Source organism: Arthrobacter sp. PAMC 25486, assembly GCF_000785535.1.
Taxonomy (GTDB): domain Bacteria; phylum Actinomycetota; class Actinomycetes; order Actinomycetales; family Micrococcaceae; genus Specibacter.
The window spans coordinates 468030-492692 of record NZ_CP007595.1; the positions used below are offsets into that span (position 1 = coordinate 468030).

23 protein-coding genes are annotated in these 24663 nt (G+C 65.5%); 5 read left to right on the plus strand and 18 right to left on the minus strand.

The features are described 5' to 3' along the window. Window positions 1–3 precede the first annotated feature (3 nt). Both art_RS02220 and art_RS02225 read right to left on the minus strand, forming a co-directional pair. Window positions 4–411, minus strand: a complete 408-nt coding sequence (locus art_RS02220; RefSeq protein ID WP_038462212.1) for a hypothetical protein — start codon at window positions 409–411, stop codon at window positions 4–6. A gap of 63 nt (window positions 412–474) precedes the next feature. Continuing rightward, on the minus strand, window positions 475–1119 hold the full coding sequence (locus tag art_RS02225; RefSeq protein ID WP_038462214.1) for a TetR/AcrR family transcriptional regulator: 645 nt from the start codon (window positions 1117–1119) through the stop codon (window positions 475–477). Window positions 1120–1206: 87 nt separating this feature from the next. Here art_RS02225 and art_RS02230 point away from each other — a divergent pair, with 87 nt between their 5' ends. Further along, on the plus strand, window positions 1207–1668 hold the full coding sequence (locus tag art_RS02230; RefSeq protein WP_038462215.1) for a nuclear transport factor 2 family protein: 462 nt from the start codon (window positions 1207–1209) through the stop codon (window positions 1666–1668). Beyond that, window positions 1665–2552: an SDR family oxidoreductase gene (locus art_RS02235; RefSeq protein WP_038462217.1), complete on the plus strand. Its 888-nt coding sequence runs from the start codon at window positions 1665–1667 to the stop codon at window positions 2550–2552. The genes art_RS02230 and art_RS02235 overlap by 4 nt, the downstream gene beginning before the upstream one ends. A 40-nt stretch (window positions 2553–2592) precedes the next feature. Here art_RS02235 and art_RS02240 read toward each other — a convergent pair whose 3' ends face one another. The 13 genes from art_RS02240 to art_RS02300 form a co-directional block, all read right to left on the minus strand. Next, window positions 2593–2796: a hypothetical protein gene (locus tag art_RS02240; protein WP_038462218.1), complete on the minus strand. Its 204-nt coding sequence runs from the start codon at window positions 2794–2796 to the stop codon at window positions 2593–2595. Window positions 2797–2805: 9 nt separating this feature from the next. After that, window positions 2806–3177, minus strand: a complete 372-nt coding sequence (locus tag art_RS02245) for a hypothetical protein (protein ID WP_038462219.1) — start codon at window positions 3175–3177, stop codon at window positions 2806–2808. A gap of 104 nt (window positions 3178–3281) precedes the next feature. Beyond that, window positions 3282–5201: an ABC transporter ATP-binding protein gene (locus art_RS02250; RefSeq protein ID WP_082000056.1), complete on the minus strand. Its 1920-nt coding sequence runs from the start codon at window positions 5199–5201 to the stop codon at window positions 3282–3284. Continuing rightward, a complete protein-coding gene (locus art_RS02255) occupies window positions 5198–7096 on the minus strand; it encodes an ABC transporter ATP-binding protein (protein ID WP_082000057.1) in 1899 nt (632 codons plus the stop codon). Before art_RS02255 ends, art_RS02250 begins: the two co-directional genes overlap by 4 nt. Window positions 7097–7451: 355 nt before the next feature. Beyond that, a complete protein-coding gene (locus art_RS02260; protein ID WP_038462220.1) occupies window positions 7452–7946 on the minus strand; it encodes an FBP domain-containing protein in 495 nt (164 codons plus the stop codon). Between the two features lie 350 nt (window positions 7947–8296). Further along, complete coding sequence (locus art_RS02265) at window positions 8297–9040, minus strand: SRPBCC family protein (protein ID WP_038462223.1); 744 nt, start codon at window positions 9038–9040, stop codon at window positions 8297–8299. A 7-nt stretch (window positions 9041–9047) separates the two neighbouring features. Further along, entirely contained in the window at window positions 9048–9941 is an 894-nt protein-coding gene (locus art_RS02270; protein ID WP_038462225.1) for a xanthine dehydrogenase family protein subunit M, read from the minus strand. Next, window positions 9938–12340, minus strand: coding sequence for a xanthine dehydrogenase family protein molybdopterin-binding subunit (locus tag art_RS02275; protein ID WP_038462226.1), 2403 nt, complete (start codon window positions 12338–12340; stop codon window positions 9938–9940). Before art_RS02275 ends, art_RS02270 begins: the two co-directional genes overlap by 4 nt. Beyond that, complete coding sequence (locus art_RS02280; RefSeq protein WP_038462228.1) at window positions 12337–12894, minus strand: (2Fe-2S)-binding protein; 558 nt, start codon at window positions 12892–12894, stop codon at window positions 12337–12339. The genes art_RS02275 and art_RS02280 overlap by 4 nt, the downstream gene beginning before the upstream one ends. Before the next feature lie 91 nt (window positions 12895–12985). Further along, window positions 12986–14209 (minus strand): XdhC/CoxI family protein, encoded by a 1224-nt coding sequence (locus tag art_RS02285; RefSeq protein ID WP_082000059.1) that lies wholly within the window; start codon window positions 14207–14209, stop codon window positions 12986–12988. After that, on the minus strand, window positions 14202–15350 hold the full coding sequence (locus tag art_RS02290) for a VWA domain-containing protein (protein WP_082000060.1): 1149 nt from the start codon (window positions 15348–15350) through the stop codon (window positions 14202–14204). Before art_RS02290 ends, art_RS02285 begins: the two co-directional genes overlap by 8 nt. 3 nt (window positions 15351–15353) lie before the next feature. Then, window positions 15354–16235 (minus strand): MoxR family ATPase, encoded by an 882-nt coding sequence (locus art_RS02295; protein ID WP_038462232.1) that lies wholly within the window; start codon window positions 16233–16235, stop codon window positions 15354–15356. A 145-nt stretch (window positions 16236–16380) separates the two neighbouring features. Further along, on the minus strand, window positions 16381–17973 hold the full coding sequence (locus art_RS02300; protein ID WP_082000061.1) for a reverse transcriptase family protein: 1593 nt from the start codon (window positions 17971–17973) through the stop codon (window positions 16381–16383). A 317-nt stretch (window positions 17974–18290) separates the two neighbouring features. On the opposite strand from art_RS02300, the gene art_RS22820 reads away from it, so the two are divergent. The 3 genes from art_RS22820 (at window position 18291) to art_RS22830 (ending at window position 19905) form a co-directional block, all read left to right on the plus strand. Beyond that, window positions 18291–18959, plus strand: coding sequence for a Gfo/Idh/MocA family protein (locus art_RS22820; RefSeq protein WP_253901569.1), 669 nt, complete (start codon window positions 18291–18293; stop codon window positions 18957–18959). After that, window positions 18937–19683: an aldo/keto reductase gene (locus art_RS22825; protein WP_253901449.1), complete on the plus strand. Its 747-nt coding sequence runs from the start codon at window positions 18937–18939 to the stop codon at window positions 19681–19683. The genes art_RS22820 and art_RS22825 overlap by 23 nt, the downstream gene beginning before the upstream one ends. Before the next feature lie 81 nt (window positions 19684–19764). Further along, entirely contained in the window at window positions 19765–19905 is a 141-nt protein-coding gene (locus art_RS22830; RefSeq protein ID WP_253901450.1) for an aldo/keto reductase, read from the plus strand. 114 nt (window positions 19906–20019) lie between these two features. On the opposite strand, the gene art_RS02310 is transcribed toward art_RS22830, so the two are convergent. The 3 genes from art_RS02310 to art_RS02320 all read right to left on the minus strand — a co-directional run bounded on the left by art_RS02310 (window position 20020) and on the right by art_RS02320 (window position 24281). Then, window positions 20020–22311 (minus strand): glycoside hydrolase family 65 protein, encoded by a 2292-nt coding sequence (locus art_RS02310; RefSeq protein ID WP_038462233.1) that lies wholly within the window; start codon window positions 22309–22311, stop codon window positions 20020–20022. Window positions 22312–22429: 118 nt separating this feature from the next. Next, window positions 22430–23161: an HAD family phosphatase gene (locus tag art_RS02315; protein WP_038462234.1), complete on the minus strand. Its 732-nt coding sequence runs from the start codon at window positions 23159–23161 to the stop codon at window positions 22430–22432. Window positions 23162–23252: 91 nt separating this feature from the next. Beyond that, window positions 23253–24281 carry a LacI family DNA-binding transcriptional regulator gene (locus tag art_RS02320; protein WP_038462235.1) on the minus strand — a complete coding sequence of 343 codons (1029 nt, stop codon included), beginning with the start codon at window positions 24279–24281 and terminating at the stop codon, window positions 23253–23255. Window positions 24282–24663: the final 382 nt, after the last annotated feature.

Here is a 24663-nt window from a genome sequence, read left to right on the forward strand (position 1 = left end):
CACTCAGCCCAGGGCTGCCACGGTGGCGCCAAGGCAGACTCCGAGGCAGCTGAAGTAGACGACGCCGGCGAACAGTGCATGGAAGGTGACACGCGGCGGCATCCACCCCTTCACAACCGCCAGGATTGCCGAAAGGTAGCTTGCCGTGGGGCCGGCTTGTGAACGATGCCGGCCCACCAGCATGGCGTCGCCAAATCCGTTGCCGACGTTCAGCAGCGCGAAGGCTGCCCATGCCGGCCACAAGGCGCTGCTGAGCAGGAAAGCGATCCACAGCCCCAAGCCAACGACCACCGAGGCGACATGGGTGATGATGACGGCGGCTCCGCGACGACCGTGGCGCCACCAACTGACCAGCAGGGAGATTCCCACTGACACCTGGATGATCCAGAAAACAAGCACGGCGTATGCCATACCATCAAGAATACTTTTCGGCAGGAAGCGTGTCACCATGTTTAGGCAGCGCGGGGCCACCCTTCACGGCAGCAGTGCGGCTGCGAGGGTTCCGGCAATGAAGGAGCCAAATTCCTGCGGCGCCCAGCCGCACTTGCCGACGAGGCTCTCATGCAATTCGGGTGCGGTGCAGGCGAACATGATGTCCGCTGCCCGGGCCACGTCCACGCCGGGAGCCAGGAATCCTCGGGAAGCAAGCGCCCTGGCGTTATGCAGCATCCGGTCACGGCGGGCCGCATCGACTTCGGACATGAGGGCTGCCATGTCAGCATCGCCCCCGGCTGCGGCGTCGCGGATGAGCAGAAGCACCGGGGCGGCGAGCGGGGCTACCTCCGCGCTCATCCGCCCCCACTGCTCCATGAGTTCGCGCCCGGTTGCGGCCGCCGCTTGGGCATTGTCCGAACGTTCCTCAGCCGGAAGCCCGCCGGCGCCCAGGAGGCTGGCTTGCTGAATGTTGCGGACCAGTCCCGGCTTGCCACCGAAATTCTTATATACGAACTCGGGGGACACCCCAGCCCGCCGGGCAATCTCGGCGATCGTGGTGGCGCCAAAACCCCGGCCCAAAAACAGCTCGCGGGCGTGTGCGAGGACCGCACTGCGAGACGCTTCGGCACGCTCACGGCGGCGGCTGGAATCGTAGCCGCGCGAACCATTGACCGGCTCCGACATGGGATCTATACTCCAATCATTACAGTTCACTGTATCTAAATTGATGATAGCAACTTTCGCCTTCGGGCGGCAGTCAGGGAGTGCGGCATGAACGGCCAGATAGCAATGAACCACTTGCCCGACGGCCCTGTCCACCGCCTTTTCCGCGCCACCGCCGACCATGACGTGGACGCCATCGTGGCGTGCTTTGCCGACGATTACGTCAACGAATCACCCAACCACCCAGACCGTGGATTCACGGGCCGGGGCCAGGTCCGGAAAAACTGGACCGCGCTCTTTGCCGGCGTGCCGGACCTGCGCGTCCACACGGTCAACACGGCCACCGGTCCTGACGGGCAGGTCTGGGTTGAATGGGGCACGGCCGGGACCAGTGCCGACGGCGGCACGGTCGCCATGGCCGGGGTGCTTATCCTCACCGTCACGGCAGACCTCATCACAGCCGCACGGTTCTACCTGGAACCCGTGGAACACAGCTCAGGCACCGTTGATGACGCCGTCCGTGCCATGGTCACTGGTGTCCCGGATACTCGCCGGCCAGGCGCGCCGTGATCCTGGTGGCCGGCGGCACCGGCCGGCTTGGCTCGCAGGTGGTTCGCCTGCTCGCGAACGCAGGCATCCCCGTGCGACTCATGGCGCGCGGCAGGTCGGCACCGTTCCCCGCCGGTGTGGATGGGGTTGGCGTGGACGACGGCGTCAAACGCGTCCGCGGCGACCTCACCTCCCGTCCCGATTGCGAAGGCGCCGTGGCGGGTTGCGCCGCCGTGGTGTTCACGGCTTCCGGCTTTGGGTTGCGGCGGGCCGGGAACCCACGCAGCGTTGACCGAGACGGCGCCATATGGCTTATGGAGGCCGCTGCCAGGGCCGGAGTGGGCCACTTTGTCCTTCTTTCGATGCACGGCGCGGCAGCGGATGCGCCGCTGGTTTTCCTGCGCATGAAGCATGCCGCGGAGGAGGCGCTCATGTCCTCCGGCATGGAATGGACGGTGATCCGGATTGGACCGCTCCTGGAACAATTTGCCGAGGTGGTTGGGGAACCGCTTGCTGCGACCGGTAAGGCCAGAGTGTTCGGTTCGGGGCAGGCGCCCATCACGTTTACGGGCACCTCCGATGCGGCAGCCCTGGTGGTGGAGTCGCTGACCAACCCCGCGCTGCGGAACCGCACTGTTGAATGGGGAAGTGTGAGCGCCACGCTCGACCATTTGGCACAGGCGCTGATTCACCTGCACGGCAGCGGCACCATTCAGCACATCCCGACGGTGGGGTTGCACCTCATGGCCGTGGCGGCAGCACCGTTGTCACCCTTCATGTCGCGGATGGCCCGGGCCGCCCTGTGGATGGAAAACGGTGCGGCGGCATTTGATCCCGCCCCTGCACGGGTGGAATTTCCGGCCATCCCGGTGATTGGGTTGGCCCAAATCCTGGCGGCAGGCTAAGTCGCCGAATCCCACCCGGAACGTTGTTGATGCCCGGCAGCTATTTTTGCCGGGCCAGGATCTGTGGCGACAAGGTTTGCCGGGTCCGCTTGCGCTTCTTGCGGGAGGACGGGTCAAGGTGCCGGGCAGCCAAGTAGAAGGGGACGCTGACCACTGCTGATGCGCCACCGACCAGCAACTGCACCTGGTACGAATCCACCTTGCTGACCAGCAGCTCGGTTGCCTCCGGGGTGTCAATGACCATGCGCGCGGGTTAGTTGGGGTCGTACAGAAGAGGCAGGCGCTGGCCCACGCTCCACCGTTCTTCCTTGGTGCTCTGGTACCGCGTCCAGGTGGTCTGCTGGCCGCCGGTGACCGGCTCGGTGACGGGGTAGTAGGTGGTGCTCCCGCCTCCAGGGCGGGCATGCGGCGTGGAGGATCGCTTGATCTCCACAATCACCCCGGCGGTGGGGGAGCCGCTTTGGTGGAGTTCCACCTCGGCCCGCTGGGCGGAGAGTGCTGAGGGCAGGTAAACGGTGCCAACAGCCAGCGAGAACAGTCCCAGGAAGGCGGCGAAACAGCCCAGAATTCCCAACCAGGAGCCCAGCCGTTGCCGGGCAGTGCGCTTCTTGTGTGTGCGTGCCATGCGCGGCCTCTTTTTCGACCGCGCGCTCCGCCGCCGCTTCTCTGTTCCATTTGCCACGGGTTACATTCTGCCAGCTGTGGCGGCCCGGCCTCCAGCGGCGTGAGCTAGACCAGGGAATCCTGCCAGGCGCCGTGCAGCTCCGCGAAACGGCCGCCGCCGGCCAGCAGTTCGGCGGGGGAGCCGTCCTCCACGATTCGCCCGTCGTGCACCACCAGAACCCGATCCGCAATGGCCACGGTCGACAGGCGGTGCGCAATGACCAGGGCCGTCCGCCCGCCAGTGGAGCCGCTGCCCGGCTCGGCACCATCTGCCTCCGTGCCGAGCAGCCGGTGCAGGCCCTCCTGCACGAGTCGTTCGGACGGGATGTCCAGTGAGGACGTGGCCTCGTCCAGGATCAGCACGGCCGGGTTGGCCAGGAAGGCGCGGGCAAAGGAGATGAGCTGGCGCTGCCCGGCGGAGACTCGGCCGCCGCGCTTGTTCACGTCGGTGTCGTAGCCGTCAGGCAGCAACCGGATGAACTCATCGGCGCCCACGTCGCGGGCGGCTGCCTCAATCTCCGCACGGCTGGCGGACGGCCGGCCCAGCGCAATGTTGTCGGCCACGGTGCCGCTGAACAGGAACGCCTCCTGCGTCACCATGACCACGGCACGGCGCAGGTCGGCGGTGGAAAGCTCACGCAACTCCACGCCGTCGAGCGTCAGGGACCCTGCGGTGACGTCATAGAAGCGGGCCATGAGCTTGGCCAGGGTGGACTTTCCGGCCCCGGTGGCACCAACCACCGCCACCGTCTGGCCCGCAGGGATGTGCAGGTCCATGCGCGGCAGGATGACCGGCCCGGAACCGTAGCCGAACTCGGCGGCCGTGAAGCGGATGTCGCCGCGGGCGTGCGGCAGCGGGACCGGATTGCGGGGTGGCCGAACGGTGGGGATCTCCTCCAGCAACCCGGACACCTTCTCGAGCGCAGCCTGCGCCGACTGGAAGGAGTTGTAGAACATGGCCATCTGGCCCACAGGTTGGAAGAAGCGCTTGGTTGCCAGCAGCAGGGCCAGCAGGGCGCCCACTTCCAACGCGCCGCCGAGCACCCGGTAGCCGCCGGCCAGCAGCACCGCCGCGACGGCCACGTTACCGATCAGCACCAGGCCCGGCTGGAACACGCCGTTGAGGTTGATGGAGCGGACGGTGACGCGGCGGTAGTCCTCGGCCAGCTCGTCGAAACGGGCCGCGTTGTCTTCCTCGCGGCGGAACGCCTTGACCGCCCGGATGCCCGTCATGGTCTCGATGAAGTGCACAATGAGCCGCGCCGAAACCACCCTCGAGGAACGGTAGGCGGCCTGCGAATGCTTCTGGTACCAGCGCGAGAGGAAGAACATCGGCACCGCAGTGGCCAGCACCAGCAGCCCCGTCACCCAGTCGAGGGCAAAGATGGACACGGCCGTGAGCACCATGAACACCAGGCCGGAGGCGAGGGAGGAAATGCCCGAATCCAGCAGTTCCCGCAACGCCTCAAGGTCGGACGTCTGGCGGGAAATGATGCGCCCCGAGGTGTAGTTCTCGTGGAATTCCATGCTGAGGCGCTGCGTGTGCCGGAACACCTGGATGCGCAGGTCAAGGAGCATCGCCTGGCTCAGCCGCGCCGTCGCCGTCAGGTAAGCCGCCGTCAGCCACGACGCGGCGAGCGCCGCCACCACATAGCCGCCTCCCGTGACCGCCAGCGGCAGCCAGTCCTGGTCCGGGGCGCTCAATGCCGGCAGCGCGGAGTCGATCCCGAACGCAATCAACAGCGGGCCGGCCACCTTCGCCGCCTGCGACAGGATGACCAGCGTAACCGTGATGGCGAACCTGACGCGCACCGGGCGCAGCAGCGTGCGCAGCAGCCGCACCGAGCGCTGCCGCACGGCGCGGCTGTCCTCCCGGCTCAGCTCCACCCGGTCCTCACCGGCGGTGCCATGTGCCGTGGCTGCGTCGCGGTTGTCTGTCTCCACGGTCGACGCCGAAGCTTGCGTTTTCTTGTTTCGCCGGCTCATGCGGGGGTGCTCTTTCCGGTGGTGGCGGCTGGGTTGGGTGCGTCTAACCGGGCTGCGATGGGTAGCGGGCCGGTGCCGAGGTCATCGGGCAGGTCGTCGTCCAGCCCGGTGTCCAGGTCCTTGGGTTGCGTATCGAGGCTGGCCAGGACGTAGCGATAGTGTTCGTTGGTGCCCAGCAGTTCGGTGTGCGTGCCAACGGCTGAGATGCGCCCGTCCTGCAGCAGCGCCACCCGGTCCGCCATGGCCACGGTGGACGGGCGGTGGGCAACGATCAAGGTCGTGGTCCCCTCAAGGACTTGGCGCAACCGTCGGGACACCAATTCCTCGGTGTTGACGTCGAGGGCCGAGAGCGGGTCGTCCAGCACCAGCACTGCCGGCTTGGCCGCGATGGCACGGGCCAGGGCGATGCGCTGGCGCTGCCCACCAGACAGGCTCAGCCCTTCCTCGCCGATGAGCGTGTCCACGCCCTGGGGGAGCGTGTGGGCGAAGCCGGCCTGAGCCACATCCAGGGCTTGTTCCAACACCTCGTCCGGGGACAGTCCGGGATGGTCCGCGGCGCCGAGCAGGACGTTCTCGCGCACGGAGTTGGAGAACAGTGTGGTGTCCTCAAAGGCTACCGAAACATGGCTGCGCAGATCCTTCAGCGATAGCGCCCGGATGTCGGTGCCGTCCAGCAGCACGGCGCCTCCGGTGGCATCGAACAGGCGCGGAACCAGGTTCAACAGGGTGCTCTTTCCGCTGCCCGTGACGCCCACCAGGGCCATGGTTTCACCGGCCCGCAGTTCCAGGTCGACGCCGTTGAGGAGGTCGGGTGAACCGGCGGGGGTGTCGGGGAAGCGGAAGTGCACGCCACGGAATTCCAGCGCTCCACGCACCGCATGGAGCCGGACGGGATTGGCCGGGTCGGTGATGGTGTTTTCGGCGTCCATGACCTCGAAGTGCCGGTCGAGTGCCGTCTTGGCGGTAAGTGTCATCGAGAGCAGGGGGCCCACGGATTCAACCGGCCCGGCCACGACGGCGGCAGTGGCGAAGAACGCGACGAGAGTTCCGACGTCGAGCTTCCCGCCGTGGACCAACAGGATGCCCACCACCAAGCCGGCGGCCAAGGCCAGTTCGGGCAGGAGAGTGACAACGAGGGAGAAGGAGGCGAGTGACTTCGCCTTGTGGATTTCGGTGGCTTGGAGTTCCTGTGCCTGGCCGGCGAAGGAGTCGAGCGCTTCGCGGCCGCGGCCAAAAGCCTTCAGCACGCGGATGCCGTGTACGGACTCCTCCACAACAGTGGCGAGGTCACCGGCCTGATCCTGGCTCCTGCGGCTGGCGTGCCCATACGAGCGGCGGAACGTGAAGCCAAAAATGACGATCGGCACGGCGGCGGCCAGGAAGATCAGGCCCAGTTCCCAACTCATGCTGAACATCAGTACGATCCCGATCGCCACGGTCAGGGCCGTCACCACCAGCATGATCGCGCCGAAGGCCATCCAGCGGCGCATGAAGTTCAAATCGCTCATGGCCCGGCTGAGCAACTGGCCGGAGCCCCAGCGGTCGTGGAATTCCACGGCGAGGGCCTGCAGGTGACGGTAGAAGCTGGTGCGCATGCGGGTTTCCACCGTGGTGGCGGGGACAATGACAAACTGCCGGCGCAGCACCATGAGCCAGGCTTCAATGATGCCCAGGACAAGCACGACGCCGGTCCCCACCCACAGCGCGCCCGTCCCGTTCCCGGGTTCCAGGGCCGTGTTGACGAGCACCCTGTAAACCTGCGGAATGGCAAGGGCCACGATGCTGGCGGCAAGGGCTGTGAGCAGGCCCAGGATCAGGCGCCACATGATGGGCTTTAGTTGTGGCCCCATGCGGGCCAGGGAAGTGAAGAGTGAGGTTTTGTCGTTGTTCGCCATGCGTTTTAGTGAGAGTCCCGTATCTGGAATGTGCGCGTTCGATCAACACTACGCCACGTGTGACGCCCGCCACCGGTTGGGCCCACATGTCGAGATCCACATTTCAGCAAACTCCCAACGCCGCAGCACCTTACGGGGTGTTTTCCCGAACGCGGCAGCAATGGACCTGGTGTTGTGGGGACGCTCAATAGCGGCGTTGCTCGATTCTCTCACCGGTGCTGGTGCCTGTGGAGATGGGGGTGTCAGCCGTTCCCTAGGCGGGGCTGATGACTCACCTGTCGACGGGTGGAATGGAGCGCTGTCTGAAGCTGCAACTGGCATGCTTTTATGCATGCCCTTCGCGGCTCCAGCGGCGCTACTCAGCGCCCGCCAGCATGTTGTGCATGAAGTTCTGGACCTGCTGCTGTAGCCCGTGCATGCGTCCCTGCCGGGCAGCCTCCACGTCAAAACCCACGTAGGCCGGTGGTGCTGGCCGGCGAACGTTCGTGGAGCACTCAAAGCTGGTGCACATCAACGTGGTGATGGTGTTGCCGTTGCGTCCTGCGGGGCCGGGGCGCTTGGCATTGAAGTACACCACCTCGTTGGGCAAGGTGACGTCCTCACACCACGAGCACTGTGCCCGCGAGCGAATCCGGCCCTCGACATGCCGGAACAGGATGCCTGCTGGCGCCCCGTCAACCCACCCAATGACGTAGCCAAGGGCAGGATACTTGCGGTCGCGCCAGCCCATGAAGTCGAGGTTTTCCCAATCCAGGGAGTCGAAGTTCTCCGGCAGGTTCAGGTTGCTGCGCTCCCGCTGGGAGGCGTTGAGGAAGGATGAACGAATTTGTTTTTCGGTCAGGGGAAGCAAGGTTTTAGTCTTTTCTGTCCTGCCCGCGGCGGCAAAAGGCATTGCGGGCATAAGTGTGGAGTGGATCCCGCACAGGACGCGTAAAGCGCGGGCGGGCAGCGGCACAGCGGTGCAGCTGAATGATACTCAGGGGACAGGGCTATCTGCCGCCGGCATGAAAAACGCCGGCGACCTCCAAACACCCAAAGGGCAGCAGACTTGCTATTGGGAACAACACAGGAACAACTCTATACCCGCACCGGGCAGCTGCAGGAAAGGTTCGTTGCTGCATCCGAGCGGTCCGCGGCGGCGCCGAGATCCTTTGCGCCGTCAGAAGTCGATGCTCGCGTGGGCTCAACCGATGCTCCGGACTACTTCCGCCGGCCCCTGCGGCACACGGCGATGAATACCACCAGGATTGCCGCTGCCGCCAGCAACGGGCCGAAACGCTTAGCCAACACCGGCACCATTGCCGAACCCAAATCGAGTTCAGCAGCCGCAACCGGTGGAGGTGCAGCATGCCGGGCTGCGGGTGGCGGTGGTACCGGTGCCCCCGTGGCTGTGCCGACATGGGGCGCCGGCCCAACGACAGGCTCGCCTTTATGGGGAGGCGGCGGCGGTTCTGGTGTCCCAATGGGCGGCGGCGGCGCGGGTTCAACCGGCGAAATTTCCGGCTCCTCGGCCTTGCGGATGACGCACTGCACGAATTGCTCCAGCAGCTTGTCCGAGATGTCCTGGATGACGCCCCGACCAAATTGCGCCGGCTTGCCGGTGACGTTCATGTCCGTGGTGACATCCACAGTGGTCCCGTCGCCGTCTGCCGAAAGCACCGCCGTGACGGTGGCGCCCGCCGTTCCGTTGCCCCGTTTGTCCTTCCCGGACGCCTCAATGACAACCGTGTGTGTGATCTCGTCCCTGGAGCGGAACTGGCCCGTGCCCGCATACATCATGGCGATGGGCCCGAGCTTGATCTTGACCGTTCCGGTAAAGGTGTCCCCGTCGACGCCCGTCAGGGTGGCGCCGGGGAAGCACGGGGCGATCTCCTCCAACTGGTTGAAGGATCGCCACGTGTCCTCGAGTGAACTGGGAACTATGAAGTGGTGTTTGAGTTCCATCGTCCGCTTATGCCCCCGCCATGTGCAGTCCGGCCCGCTGCATTCCCGCGGCGGCCAGCACGGCCCGCTGGGCCAGAACAGTTGCCAGATGCCGCCGGTACGCGGCGTCCCCGTTGATGTCGCTGGCGGGTTCGGTGCCGTCGGCTGCATGCAAACTGGCTGCCGTGATGGCCTCCTCAGTCAGCGCGCAGCCAACCAGCGCAGCCTCGGTGGACGTGGCACGGAGCGGTGTGCTGGCCATGTTGGTCAGCCCCAGTCGGGCCTCGGCAATCACTCCGCCTTCCACCCGGACCAGGGCGGCCACGGCCACGATGGACCACTGCTGGGACACCCGGGTGAACTTCTCATAATGAGAACCCCAGCCGGTGAACTTCGGCACCGTGATGCTGGTCAGGATCTCGCCCTCCTCAACGGCCGTGGTGAAGTAGCCCTGGAAGAAGTTGGAAGCCTCAACGTTCCGCTGCCCGGCGGACGAGGACAGAGTGAACGATGCCCCGGTGGCCAACACGGCCGCGGGCATGTCGCCGGCCGGATCGGCGTGGACCAGGGCACCGCCAAACGTCCCGCGGTGCCGCACCTGGGGGTCGGCCACGGTTGCTGCGGCCTGCGCCAGCAGGGGTGCATGGGCAAGAATCAGGGAATCCGTGGCCACCATATGGTGCGGGGTCATGGCACCAATGGTGAGGGATCCGCCGTCGTCCGTGATGCCGGAAAGGCCGGGGATCCGTCCCAGGTCAATGACCAGGGACGGGTCGGCCATGCGCAGCTTCATGACGGGGATCAGGCTTTGACCCCCGGCGAGCAGTTTGACGTCGTCCCCGGCTGAATCGGCGGCGGCCAGCAGGCCCAGCGCCTCCTCAACGGTTGTGGGCGCGGCGTAGTCGAATGGGCTCGGAATCATTGCACTCCTCCGGTGGTCTTGGCTTCCTGCAGGGCATGCCACACACGTGCAGGGGTGCACGGCATCTTGACGTCCTTCACGCCGAGGTGGCGGATGGCATCCAGCACGCCGTTGACGATGGCGGGGGTGGAGGCGATGGTGCCTGCCTCGCCCACGCCCTTGGCGCCCAGCTGGTTGCTCGTGGCTGGTGTCTCCGTGCGGGCCGTGATGTAGTGCGGCAGATCCGGGGCGCTGGGGACGAGATAGTCCACGAACGACCCCGAAACAAGCGTTCCGGCGTCGTCATAGACCGCTTCCTCATACAGCGCCTGGGAGATGCCTTGGGCCAGGCCGCCGTGGACCTGCCCCTCCACGAGCATGGGGTTGACCACCACCCCGATGTCGTCCACGCACACATACTTGAGGATGTTGACCTGGCCGGTTTCGGTGTCCACCTCCATGGCCGCCAGGTGGGTGCCGTGGGGGTAGGAGAAGTTGACGGGGTCGAAGGTGGCTTCGGAGTCCAGGTTGGGCTCCACCCCGTCGGGCATGTTGTGGGCGGAGAACGCGGCAAAGGCGATCTCGCCCAGGCCGGTGGACGTCTCGGTCCCACGGACGGTGAATGCACCGTTGGCGAAGTCGAGGTCGTCCTCGTTGGCCTCCATCAGGTGCGCGGCGATGACCTTGGCCTTTTCAATGACTTTGTCCGCCGCGGCCAGCACTGCCATGCCGCCCACTGTCAGTGAGCGGGAGCCGTACGTGTCAAGGCCGCGCTGGGACACCTGCGTGTCGCCGTGCAGCACCTCGACATTGGCAAACGGCACGCCCAAACGGTCGGCAACGAGCTGGCTCCACGCTGTTTCGTGGCCCTGCCCGTGCGACGAAGAACCCGTCACCACCTCAACGTTTCCGGTGGGGAGCACCCGCACCGAGGCGTGTTCCCAGCCGCCGGCCGCATAGTTCAGTGAACCGAGCACCCGTGACGGGGCCAGCCCGCACATCTCCGTGAAGGTAGAGATACCGATGCCCAGCTGGACCGTCTCCTTGGCATCCCGTCGGCGCTTTTGTTCGGCGCGCAGCCCCTCGTAGTCGAAGAGCTCCACGGCCTTGGCGGTGGCTGCCTCGTAGTTTCCGGTGTCGTACTCGAGCCCGGCGACGGTGGTGAACGGGAACTCTTCGTGCTTGATCCAGTTCTTCTCGCGCAGCTCGAGGGGATCCATGTTCAATTCCGTGGCGAGCTCGTCCATCATCCGCTCGATGGCGAACGTAGCTTCCGGCCGTCCGGCCCCGCGGTACGCGTCCGTCCACGCCTTGTTCGTGAAAATGTTATTGCATTCAAACCTGTACGCCGGGAACTTGTAGATGGAGTTGTACATGAACGCGCCCAGGATGGGGATGCCGGAGGTGATCAGGCCCAGGTAGGCGCCCATGTCTGCCAGCAGGTTCACGTCAAGGCCGGTGACAATGCCTTCCTTCGTGGCGGAGATCTTCAGCCGTTGCACCTGTGCCCGACCGTGGTGGCCCACCTGCAGTGATTCGCTGCGGGTTTCGGTGAACTTGCACGGCTTGCCCATGCGCCGGGCAGCCAGCAAGGTGATGACCTCCTCCGGGGTGACCTGCAGCTTGCCGCCAAATCCGCCGCCCACATCCGGGGCAATCACACGGACCTTGCTTTCCGGGATGCCCAGCGTCAGCGCCAGCATCAGGCGCAGGATGTGGGGGATCTGTGTGGCGCTCCACATGGTGATCTGCTCACCTGTGGGATCCACCACGGTGGACCGCGGTTCCATGAAGGCCGGAATGAGCCGCTGTTGGTACAGGGTTCGCTCCACCACCACATCGGAATTCGCCAGTGCTTCCGTGATGGACGTACCGGTGCCGGCCTCGGCCGAGTCGAAAACCCATGTGGCCGACTTGTTCGACTCCAGTGTGGTGTGTGCCAGCACCTTGTCGGTGTACGCCTCTTCCAGGTCCATGACCACCGGCAGCTCGTCATAGTCAACGTCAACAAGTTCGACGGCGTCCCGGGCTGCGGCCACGCTGCGGGCGATGATGACGGCCACGATTTCCCCGGAGAAGGCCACCTCGTCAACGGCAATGGCCGGATGCGCGGGTGCCTTTTGGTCTGGTGTGACCGGCCAGGCATTGGGCAGCGAGCCCTGTTCTTCCGCCACATCGGCGCCGGTCAGGACGGTCATGACACCGGGGGAGGCCTTTGCCGCGGAGGTGTCAATGGATGTGATCTTGGCGTGCGCGTACGGGCTGCGGACCATGGCCAGGTGCAGCATGCCGGGCAGCACCATGTTGTCGGTGAAGCGGGAGCGGCCGGTGATCAGGTGTGCGTCCTCCTTGCGCAGCCTTGCCTGGCCGATCTCGGCGCGGGGAGCCGGCGAGGCGCCCCCTTCAACTGTGGTGGTCATGACACACCTGCCGTTTCTGAGTCGTCGCCGACCAGATCTTCGGAAACGAGCGACTCGGCCACGGAAACCCCGGAGTAACCGTATTGCACGCCGTCCGCCACGGACTTTACCGCGGCCACAATGTTTTGGTAGCCGGTGCAGCGGCAGAGGTTGCCCTCGAGGCCTTCCCTGATCTCCGTCTCTGTGGGGTTCGGGTTTTCCTTCAGCAGCGACGCAGATGCCATGATCATGCCCGGCGTACAGAAACCGCACTGCAGTGCGTGGCACTGGTGGAACGCCTCCTGCAACGGGGCCAGCTTGCCGTTCACCGCCATGCCCTCGATCGTGGTGACCTGGTGTCCGTCCGCCTGCACAGCAAACATGGTGCACGATTTCACGCTGACGCCGTCCAGGTGCACGGTGCAGGCCCCGCAGTTGGTGGTGTCGCAGCCAATCAGCGTCCCGGTTTTTCCCAGCCGCTCGCGAAGGTACTGGACCAGCAAGAGCCGGGGTTCGACGTCGTCGGTGTAAGCGACACCGTCAACGTCTACGTGGATGGATTTGGAACTCGCCATTGAGATCTCCTAGTTACATAAGGAGCCCATGCCAACCAGCCGCGCTCCAGCCCATGATGTGTCTTACGTTACATGACGGCCCCTCGGAAAGTTAGGGCCTGTTGTAGCGGTGTTTTTGCTGGGGTTCCGCGTCCGCCGGCTCCTGTCCGTCCTCGTGCTCGGCGCCGGCCACGGGGACTTCATGCTGGGCGTCGGCCACGGGCACGTGGTGGATGCGCGTGCCCATGTGGCTGAGCCGCCCACCCTCCCCGCCCCAGCGCAGCGAAATGATCTCCGCCGCGATCGAGACGGCCGTTTCCTCCGGCGTGCGTGAGCCCAGGTCCAGACCGATGGGGCTGGAGAGCTTTCCCAGCTCGACGTCGGACAGTCCCGCCTCCCGCAACCGGTCCAGCCGGTCGTCGTGGGTTTTGCGCGACCCCATGGCCCCGACGTACGCGACGTCGTGGCGCAGCGCCACCCCCAACAGCGGCACGTCGAACTTGGGATCGTGCGTGAGCACGCAAATCACCGTGCGGGCGTCAACGAGCCCGGCGTCGAGCTGTGCCTGCAGGTACCTGTGCGGCCATTCCACCACCACCTCGTCGGCGACGGGGAATCGGGCCCTCGTGGCGAACACGGCGCGGGCGTCGCACACCGTGACACGGTAACCCAGGAAGCTGCCCTGCTTGGCGACGGCGGCGGCGAAGTCGATGGCGCCAAACACGAGCATGCGGGGCTGCGGGGCAAAACTGGCCACAAACACGCGCATGCCATCGCCTCGGCGCTCACCGTCCGGGCCATACATGAGCGTGGTGTTGCGCCCGGCGGCGAGCAGGCCCAAGGTGTCGTCGCTGACGGCGTGGTCGGCGCGTTCGCTGCCCAAGGAGCCCTCAAATCCGTCCGGATGCACCACCAGGTGCCGCCCCAGCCAGGCCGGGTCCGGGTGTTCAATGACTGTCACCACGGACACAGGACGGTCCGCCGCCACTTCCTTGGCGACCATGGCCAGCTCCGGGAACGTCTGCTTCGAGACGGCTTCCACAAATACGTCGATGATGCCGCCGCACGTCAGGCCCACCTCGAAGGCATCGTCGTCGCTGATGCCGTAGCGCTGGAGCACGGGCGTCCCGTCCTCCGCCACCTCGGTGGCGAGCTCGTAGAGTGCCCCCTCCACGCACCCGCCGGACACGGACCCCACCGCCAGCCCGCCGGCGTCGACCATCATGGAGGCCCCGGCCGGCCGCGGCGCGGAACGGAAGGTGCGCACCACCGTCCCCAAGCCGACGGTGTGCCCTGCTTCGACTGCCTCGAATAGATCCTTCAACACTTCACGCATTGCCCATCACGTCCAACAGCTCCTCAAAACTCTTCAATGAGTGGCCCCCCACAAAGTAATCAACGTGCGGCAGGACGGCCCTGATTCCTTGCTGCACGGGTGCGTAACCGTTTTTCCCCCGATGCGGGTTGGCCCAGATGACGTGCCGGGTCACATGGTGCAGGCGCTCCACCTGCCGTCCCAGAAGTGCCGGGTTCCCGCGTTCCCATCCGTCGCTGGCAATGATCACGACGGCGGATCTTGCCACCGCGCGCTGTCCCCACCTGTCGTTGAACGCCCGCAGGACCTCGCCGAGCCGGGTGCCGCCGGACCAGTCGGGCACTGCTTTTCCCGCCAGTGCGAGTGCGTCCTCGGGGTCGGGCAGCTTCAGTGCCGCGGTGACCCGGCTCAGCCGGGTGCCGAGTGTAAATACTTCCACCTGCGCCGGGGCGGCCGCCACCACCCGGTGGGCCAGCCGCAGCAGGCTGTCGGCATAGGGAGACATGGAACCTGACACGTCGATCAGCCATACGATGCGGCGTGGCTTCCGGGGAGCCTTCGCATGCTTGAGCGGACCGGGCTCGCCGCCGCGGCGCAGCTGTTCGCGCAGCGTTCTCACGCGGTCGATGGTGCCGTGGCGGTCCAGTTTCCTTCGCCTGGTCTGACGTGTCGGCAAAGTGACGGTCAGTTCGCTGAACAGGTGGTTCAGCAGGGCCCGTTCGGAGGCGTCAAGGGTGGCCACGTCACGGTGGCGCAGCAATTCGCGCCGGCTCGCAATGGCCTGCAAGGACTCCTGACCGCCGTCGCTTTCCGCCTTGCCGCCGTCGTCCAGGGCGGCCGCCTTGACGGTGGTGGCAGCACCTTCCTGTTGCCCGACGGCCGCATGTCCGGGCGAAAACCAGGCCTCAAAGGTGCGCGCGTAGGTGTCCAGCTCCTCCGGCGCGGTGCACAGGGTGGCGCGCCCGGCCCAAAACACGTCGCTGCGGTTCTCCATGGACAGCCGGGAGACGGCGTCGACGAAGTTGCGGGAACGGTCCGCGGTCACCTTGACGCCGGCAGCGCGGACGGCTGACGCAAAGGCCAGCAGGATCTCCTCGGCCGGGGCACCCACAGGCGGCCCTGCCCCCGCAGCTCCCAGTACCCCCACCTGAGACGGCCTCATGGTTCAGCCCAGCATCCTGGCCAGCGTTGCCGAGACGCGTTCGGTGTCTTCGCGGTATTTGCACAGCGCCCCGATGCTGGCCGCGGCAGATTCCAGGTCCAGCTCAACGCTGCCCAGCAGGTGCAGCGCCCGGGCCCAGTCAAGTGTTTCGGCCACGCCGGGCGGCTTCATGACGTCGTCCGTGGAACGGATTTGCTGCACGGCGCGGACGACTTGTTCGGCCAGCAAGGCCGGAACCTCTGGAAGTCGGGTGCGCACGATCGCCACCTCGCGGGCCAGTCCCGGATGGTCGATCCAGTGGTACAGGCAGCGGCGCTTGAGTGCGTCGTGCAGGTCCCTGGTCCGGTTCGAGGTGAGCACCACGATCGGCGGGGTCGCTGCCTTGACCGTGCCGAATTCCGGGATGGATACCTGGTAGGTGGAGAGCACCTCGAGCAGGAACGCCTCAAATTCGTCGTCCGCCCGGTCAATTTCGTCGATCAGCAGCACGGCCGGGCTTTGCTGCAGCGCCTTCAGGATGGGCCGGGCCAGCAGGAACCGCTCGTCGTACAGTGATTTCTCGAGTTCGGCTGTTGTCAAGTTCCCGCCGCCAGCCTCAACACTGCGCAGGTGCAGGATCTGTGCTGTGAAGTCCCAGTCGTAGAGTGCCTGTGCGGCATCGATGCCCTCGTAGCATTGGAGCCGGATGAGCGGGAGCTTGAACGCTTCCGCGAGGGCCTCTGCCATGGCAGTCTTGCCGGTGCCGGGCTCGCCTTCGAGCAGCAGCGGCCGTTCCATGGCCAAGGCCAGATATGCGATGGTGGACAGGCCCTCGTCGGCCAGGTAACCGGTTTCGGCCAGGCTGGCAGCGAGCGTGGCCGCGGAAGCAGTGGACGTCGTCGTCATGCCCCCAGCATATGACCCTCGTCAACGCCCCTGCCCTTCCGCCGAGGTGTGAGATGACGCCCGCGCGCGGCGACTACTGAGCCAGCGGCAGGGCGCGATCTCACATCTCAGCAGTGGCACGGGCGGGAGGAAGGGCGGGAGGAGATCACCACTGGATGCGGTCGAAATCCTGGCGCAGCCTGGCGCCCCGCGCAGGATTGAGCGCCGCAACCCAGGAAATCCGGCCGAGCAGGTGGCCGCGGAAATCAGGGTGCCCATTCCAGTTTTGCGATTCCGGGCCGTGGACGCGGCAGTTGTGGAGGGTTGCCTTCAAGCGGTCAAAGTCCACGCGGGGAACATTCGTGCGCTCGTTGACCACCACATTGGTGACGCTCTGGCGGACTCCGGCCGGGCGCACCCGGGTTTTCAGCCGGTTGACGCTGTGCCCCTCATCCTTCACGATCACGGTGGCGGCTCGTACAAAAGCATCCGCGCGCCGCGCCATGTCGCGACCACCGCTGAAGGCGAGGTCGTCGGCATACCGGGTGTAGCCGCCGTCGAACTTCTCAACTAGGCCAGCAAGGCGCGCATCCAGCCGGCGCAAAGACAGGTTCGCGAGCATGGGCGAGGTGGGCGCACCCTGCGGAAGATGCGGGAGGGAGAGGGCCTGGCGCAACGCAAACCTCTCGGCCGGATCACCGCCGGGAGGCATCAGGGACAAAACACGCGGCGGAACCACATGCGTGGCGATGCCCGTCAGCCGGTGCGCCACGGCCTCAGTGAAACCGGATTGCCGCAGCGTGCCGAACACGCGACCGGCCGTGACCTTGGCAAAGAAGGACACCAAATCGAGGTTCACCACCACGTCCCGCCCGGTGTGCTGGGCCGCTCCCGTGACGGCGCTGCGGCCCGGCACAAATCCGTGCGCCGCATCATGAAGCTCCAGTGGATACAGCAGTTCGCGCAGGACTGTGCGCTGGATGGAGCGCAGGCGCGGAGCCGGAATCTCGAGCAGCCGGGGGAGCCTGCCCGGGCGCGTCCGCCACTCGTAGCGGTAATGCGCCAATGTGCCGCCCGCCCGCCGGTTCCAATGCTTCGTGTCGGCAAACCACTCAAGTTCGCCGCAGTTAACATGGAGTAAGGCTGCGAGATCCGCCAAGGTGTCGATGCGGGGCGCACCCTGCACGAGGTTCTCACGGGCCACGGCCGAAGCCAGTACATAATTGGCCAGACGGATCGGCTTGCGCTGCTGGGCGGCCTTGGCGAGAGCGTCCAGAAAAGGCTCACACTGCAGAACCACCGCGGCGAGTTCCCTCGGGGCATCGACCGGGGGCCTGGGATACCCCCGCAGAACGTGGGCAGCCAGCGGTCCCAGCCAACGCCGTCGTGCTCCCAGAACGTGGGCGCCGGCGTCCACGAGGCCGGGCTTGGACCAGTCAGGGGAACCGAGAAAGGCCTGTGCCAGCGTCGAGGCAATGGTGGATGACGACGGTCGGGGTGTGCGCTTCAGGGTCGCCGAGGCTGCCGTAACAGAGGCTGTAGTCGGCTCGGCATGCTCGGGGCCGTGCTGAGTGGTCAGGGCTGCGATGGTTTCTCCGATGACCTGGCTGTCTGTGCGGGTGCGCTGCTGCGCGGAGCGCAGTGACGCACCTGCGGTGCATGAATCAGGCAATAATTCGTGCCCCGGGGTAGCCCCGGGGAGGGATGCGCGCCCAAGGACGCCTCCCGCCTCATCGTAGAAACCATCGCATTCGGCCATACTAACGCAGGGACCCCCTCCGGTCTTGAAGGTGCCGCGGCATGTGTTGATGTACGACGGCGGGAGCTGACCTTCCAGCGCAGGCCCACCTTCCGCCGTTCCCGGCAAAGGGCTGGCCGAACGCGTCAGCAACTGCCGGAGAAGGTTCCAGCTGCTACGCTGACCCGCATTGTGTGAGCCACGGCACCACGGTCCTGCCTGCTCACACCCTCCATAAGCCGGTGCTCGCCGGGAGAGCGAAAGTGATGGCGTTGGTCACTAAAATCAGTTGAGGAATCGTTGGACCGGGCGGAATCGCCCGACGTTTTGCTGAAGAACTGCAACACAGCCGCACCGGCACATGGGTGGCGGTGGCCAGGCGCAGTCCTTCCCGGGCCCAGAGCTTTGCCGCAAGTTTTGGGCCGGAGGTCCGTGCGCATGCAAGCTACCCGGAGCTGTTCGCCGATCCCGGTGTTGGCGCCCTCTACGTTGCCACCCTGCACACCAGCCACGTCGCTCTGGCGATTGCTGCCCTGGAGGCGGGCAAGCATGTCATCTGCGAGAAACCGGCTTCGGTGGACCACGCCGGGGCCATGGCTGTGATCGAGGCGGCGCGTCGGAGCGGACGCTACTACGCGGAAGGGTTCATGTGCCGCTTCCACCAGCAGACAATCCGGTTGGCGGAACTTGTCCGAGATGGTGCCACCGGGGACGTGCAGCACATAGAATTCACCCTCTCCTTCGCCTCGGAGCTGCCGGCCGGACACCGGCTCATGGACGCCAACCTGGCCGGCGTCGGCATCCTGGACGTCGGCGGATACCCGGTTTCCACCGCACGGCTGTTGGCCGGCGCCGCAGGGGGCCAACTTTGCCGAAGCTGTCTCCCTCTCGGCGAAAGGCACGATCGGTCCGGGCGGTGTGGACGAATGGGCCACCGCTGCCCTCGGGTTCCCGCAGGGCATCACCGCGCAGGTGAGTTGCGGCGTGAGACTGACCGGGAGAAATGAAACCACCGTCCCCGGCTCCCACGGCACCATTACTGTGGCGGATCCGTGGCTGCCCAGCACTGCGGACGGCTCCGACATCGTTGTGGCCAGGGCGGGGGAGCCGGTGGAGACAATCCACATTGCCCCCGCTCACCAATACCCCCTTGAGGCGGACTCCGTCGCCGAGTTTGCGGCGCAGCAACAGAGCCCAAACATGAGTTGGGCCGCCACTCTTGGCAACGCACAGGTCCTGGATAGCTGGCGTTCCACGATCGGCCTGCAATACCCTTTCGAGGCAGACTCCGCACCGGTCCCCACCGCCTCCGGGCGCCCCCTGGAGCGCCGCGACGACGCTGCCATGCACTACGGCACGGTCGCCGGGGTGGCGAAACAGGTTGCCCGCCTCGTCATAGGCTGCGACAACCAGGAAACCCTGGGCCACGCCTCGGTCATGTTCGACGATTTCTTCGAGCGCGGCGGCAACGCCTTCGACACGGCCCACATCTATGGCGGCGGCCGGCAGGAGCAGCTCCTGGGCCAATGGGTTGCCAACCGCGGAATCCGGAAGGACGTTTTCAGCATAGGCAAGGGCGCCCACACGCCGTACTGCGATCCGGCATCACTTGCACGGCAGCTTGAGGAGGGAAAGCTGCGTGTCTTTGGTGGGTCCAACTGGACCCCGGCCCGCTTCGTTGAAGCCAACGCGTACGCCGCCAAGCACGGCAAGCGGGCTTTGCCGCGGTGAGTGATCACTTCGGCCTGGCCCGTGCCTTGGATGTCCCGTGGGCCGGTTGTGAACACCTGACCAACAGGGAGGACCCGGCAGTTGGCAGCCGAACTGGGCGTGACCCCCACCGCGATTGCGCTGGCCTATGTGCTCGCGCAACCATTTCCGACATTCCCGCTCATCGGTCCCCGCAGCGTGGAGGAAACCGGCACCTCGATGGCGGGACTTTCCCTTCAATGATCCGACGAGCAGGTGCAATGGATGGATCTGCGCAACTGACGGCGGCCCTGCGGAGAAAAACCCGCCCGGCCCCGCACCGGGCCAGCAGCCCGCCCGGTGCGGGCCCCGGTACAGCTAACCCGCCAAGGGGACCAGTGCGGGTGCCTCTGCCAGTGGCACCGTGACCGGCTCCCCGGCCGCGACGGACACCACCGTGTCCCTGACCTTCAGGGGGAGGGGAGTGCCGCCGTCGTACCTGAACGTGATCCCGCCATGGGTGAGGGAGACGCCCAGGAGGTTTCCGTGCACCTTTAACTGGAAGTCGAGGCTGTCCCAATCGGCGGGCAGACGGGGGTCGAAGTTGAGCATCACGCCTTGGTCACGCATGCCGGCAAAACCGGACACGAGCGAGCTCCAGATGCCGCCGGTGGAGGCGATGTGGACGCCGTCGATCGTGTTGTTGTGCGAGTTGTCCAGGTCGATGAACAAGGCCTCGGTGAAGTGGGCCATGGCCTGTACCGGGTGGCCCACCTCGGCGGCCATGATGCCCTGCACACACGCCGACAAGGTGGAGTCGCCGGTGGTGATCGGGTCGTAGAAATCAAAGGCGCGGCGCTTTTCCTCGGCCGTGAATTCCTGCCACTGCAGGAACATGGCCAGCACAGTGTCGGCCTGCTTGAGTACCTGGTGGCGGTAGATGACCAGCGGGTGGAAGTGCAACAGCAGCGGGTACTTGTCCCGCGGGGTGTCCCAGTCCCATGCCTCCAGCGTCATGAAGTCGTTGTCCTGGGAGTAGATGTTGAACTCCCGGGAAAAGGGCAGGTGCATGCGGTCGGCAGCGCCCCGCCACATGGTCCGTTCTGCGTCGGTGACCCCGGGATGCGGGCAGGCTGCGGCCGCGCGCAGGTTGAAGCGGGCCATGACGTTGGTGTAAAGGTTGTCGTTGACCACGGCCGTGTACTCGTCCGGGCCGGTCACACCATGGATGTGGAAGGAGCCGTCGGCACCAAAGAATCCCAGCGACACCCACATGCGGGCCGTCTCCACGAGCAGGTCCGCGCCCTGGTGGTCACGGAAGTCGGCGTCGGCACTGGCCCACGCGTACCGGTTGGCGGCAAAAGCGACCGCTGCGGCAATGTGGAACTGCGCGGTGCCCGCGGCATAGTACGCGCTGGACTCCAGCCCGTTGATGGTCCGCCAGGGGAACAGGGCACCGTCAACGCTCAGCTCGGCGGCGCGCTCCTTGGCCAGCGGCAGCAGGTCATGCCGGAACTGGAGGACAGCACGGGCCGCCTGCGGATTGTTGTAGGTCAGGTACGGCAGGAGGTAGATTTCCTGGTCCCAGAAGTAGTGCCCCTCGTAGCCGGAACCTGAGACGCCCTTGGCGGGGATGCCCGCCACATCCGCCCGCGCCGTCGCCGCGGCGAGCTGGAACAGGTTCCACCGCACCGCCTGCTGCAGTTCCGGCAGGCCGCCCACCACGATGTCGCTCGTGGCCCAGTACCGGGCGTAGTAAGTGGTGCTGTCAGCAAAAATCTCCGGCACCGGGCGCAGATCCGCGGCAGCCACGGCACGCACATCCGTGTCCGACCCCTCGTCCGCCACCGCGTAGCTCACCGATTTCTCCAGCGTGAGCACCTCCCCGGCCTGCACGGCAACAACGTAGCGGACGGTGCTCAGATCCTGGTCCGCCACCGTCTCGGCGGGCGGCTCTTGTGTGGAAAGGACATGGTCGACGGCGACTCCCACCCTTTGGTGCGATTCGGCAGTTTGCCAGGACATGCGCAACGATCCGCCGGCACCGTCCAAATCCAGCGGCAGCAAAACCCTGCCGGCATGGCGGCCCGGGCGGCGCGGGTCCGAGGCGGACTGGTCCTCCACGGGCTGGTCCTGCCGGTTCACAAGCGTGGAGGTGATGTCGGCGGAGATGTCCCGGTCGCTGCTCAGGGTCAGGGACAGGCCGAGGTTGCCGCGCACCTCAAAGCCCACTGCACGCCTCTCCGTGGTCATGACGACGGCCCCGGACTCGCATGCCCAGGTGATGTCCGTGGTGTAGATACCGGTGGCGAAATCCACGATGCGCCGGTACTCCAGGACAGTGGAACCCGCCAACGTAAGTTCTTCGCCGTCGATGACCACCGTGAAGTTGTTGGCGTCCGGCACATAGAGGATGCGTTGGCCCGTGCGGGCAAAACCAAAGGCGTTTTCGGCGTGTTTGATCTCCCACGTTTCGTGGAATCCGTTGATGAACGTTCCAGGCAGTTCGGTGTCCTCGGGCGAGAAGTGGGCGCCGCGGATCCCCAGGTGGCCATTGCCGATACTGAAGTTGGTCTCCAACGCACCCACCTGTCCGGGGGTGTGTGTGCTTTCCAGCAGCTTCCACGGGTCAGCGGGGAAGCGGGTTCGATCTGATGAAATCAGTGCCATAACGGTTGGCGGTCCTTGTATCTAGTGGTGGTGGAATGAAGAATCTGGTGCAGCGGTGGCGATGTGACGGCAACCGTGGTGGGGCGGATGTGCTGCAGCCGTGTGCAGGAGTGCCCAGTCACAGCAGTTCGGCGAGGTCATCCACCACATAGGTGGCTCCGGCGTCGAGCAGCGTCCTGGCACCGGCTCCTCGATTGACGCCGATGACGGAATGGAAGTCTCCAGCCGCCCCGGCTTGGACGCCTGAGACGGCATCCTCCACCACGATGCACGTGGCGGTGGGCAGACCCAGCAGTTCTGCGGCATAACTGTAAGTTGCGTGGTGGGGCTTCCCTGGCAGGTGTTTAGCGTTGGCTACCACCCCGTCCACCACGATGGGGAAATGCTTTTCCAGCCCGGCAGCCTTGAGTACTACCGGTGCGTTCCGGGAGGAAGAGACCACTGCGAGGATCAGGCCGCGGGCTTCGGCTTCCGCAATGAATCGCACAGACCCCGGGTAGGGGGCCACGCCACGGGAGGAGACGATGTCGTTGAAGACCTTGTTCTTGCGGTTCCCCAAGCCGTGGACGGTGTTCAGGGATGGGTCATCGGACAGCCCGCCTTCGGGCAGTGTGATGCTGCGTGAGGACAGGAAGTCGCGGACCCCGTCAAAGCGGGGCTTGCCGTCGATGTATTCAAAGTAGTCACTGCCGCGGTAGTGGGCCGTGGATCCGATGTGGGCCAGGTAGCCGTCGAAGAGTTCCTGCCACGCGGTTTCGTGGACCTCGGCGGTGGGGGTGAGCACCCCGTCCAGGTCAAAGAGGACGGCTTTGGCGCCAGTCCAGGGATCACGGGGAGAATTTGCGTACACGGTGTGTCCTTTCAGACGAATGGGGTGCCGGGCAAATGCAGGGCATGCGCGGGCGGGAAGGGAAAGCTCTGCGGAACTGGGACGGGCTGGTTCACCGTTTGCGCCGGGTGCTTGTACGGGTGAGCAAGGTTGTGGCCAGCAGGTGGTTGGCCGGTTCCAGCCCGGAGGCCGGGGTTTGCAGTCTTTCCACGAGCAGGTTCGCCCCCAAGGCGCCTTGGTCGGCAACCGGCTGCTGCACGGTGCTCAGGCCCATAAACTTGCTCATGGGGTGTTCGTCCAGTCCAATGATGGAGATGTTCCTTGGTGCGGAGAGTCCATGGTCATGCAGTGCTGTCAGGGCGCCGAATGCAGTTTCGTCGCAGCCTGCAAAGACGGCGCTAGGAAGACCGCGGTTTTCAATGAGTTCGTTCATGGCCCGCTGCCCGCCTTCAATGCTGGAGCCGGCGTCAATAACCAGATCCGGGTCGACCATAATGTCCCTCTCTGCAAGGGCCAATTCAAAGCCGTGCCGCCGTTCGGTGGCGGTCAGCACCGAACGGTTGCCCTTTTCACGGTTGGACAGGATGGCCAAGTCCCAGTGACCCAGGCCAAGAAGATGCTCGGTGGCCAGGCGGGCTGCCGCGACATTGTCGATCCCCACATTGTCCCAGGGGACGTTGTGCATGCCCACACTGGCCACAGCCAGGGCTGACACGTCCAGTGCCTCGATCTCAGCATCCGACAACTCGATATTGAGCAGCAGCACTCCGTCCACTTTTTGAGCGAGGGCGGCCAAGTCGCCAAAGAGCCGCTGGTGGACTGCCGGGTCGTTGCGCAAACTGATGATCATGGTGTCGTGTCCGCTGGCGGCAAACACCTCCTCCGCCGTTTCCACGGCATGGGCAAAGAACCAGGCGGTGGTGGTGGGGGCGATGATGGCGATGGAACCGGTGCTGCCGCCTGCCAGGCGGGACGCTGCCGACGAGGCCACGTACCCAAGTTGGGCCGCAGCATCCGCAACCTTGTCATACGAGGTTGCCGAAACGTTGGGGAGGCCCCGCAGCGCCCGTGAAACAGTGCAGATTGACAATCCGGACAGCATGGCCACGTCCTGGATCATGGCACGGTGCAGCTTACCCATCCAACACGGCCTCAGCCCTTTCCTTGACAGACGCAGGGGTCAAAAAGTGGTTCTTCCAGTACAGCCAACGGATGACTTGCAACGTCAAACAGCCGTCAACACCAAGATGTTTGTATTGGGCGTCACCTGCGCGGGAAAGGCAGGGAAAAAAGGGAAGCATGCACTCACGAATGCAAGTGTAAGCGCTTATAACGGAAGTTTGCAACGGAGCCCCCAGACAGGGTTTTCCCGGTTCCCCGTGTGGTGTGGGGGTGCACCCTAAACAGGGATTCCCGTCCAGCTGCTGCACCCCCGAGTGGCCCCGGAGACAACGACTTTCAGGCAATGCCCGGCAGTCGAAAAACGCCCCGGCAGAGCTGGTCGCGGCTGTTGCTTCCCGGGC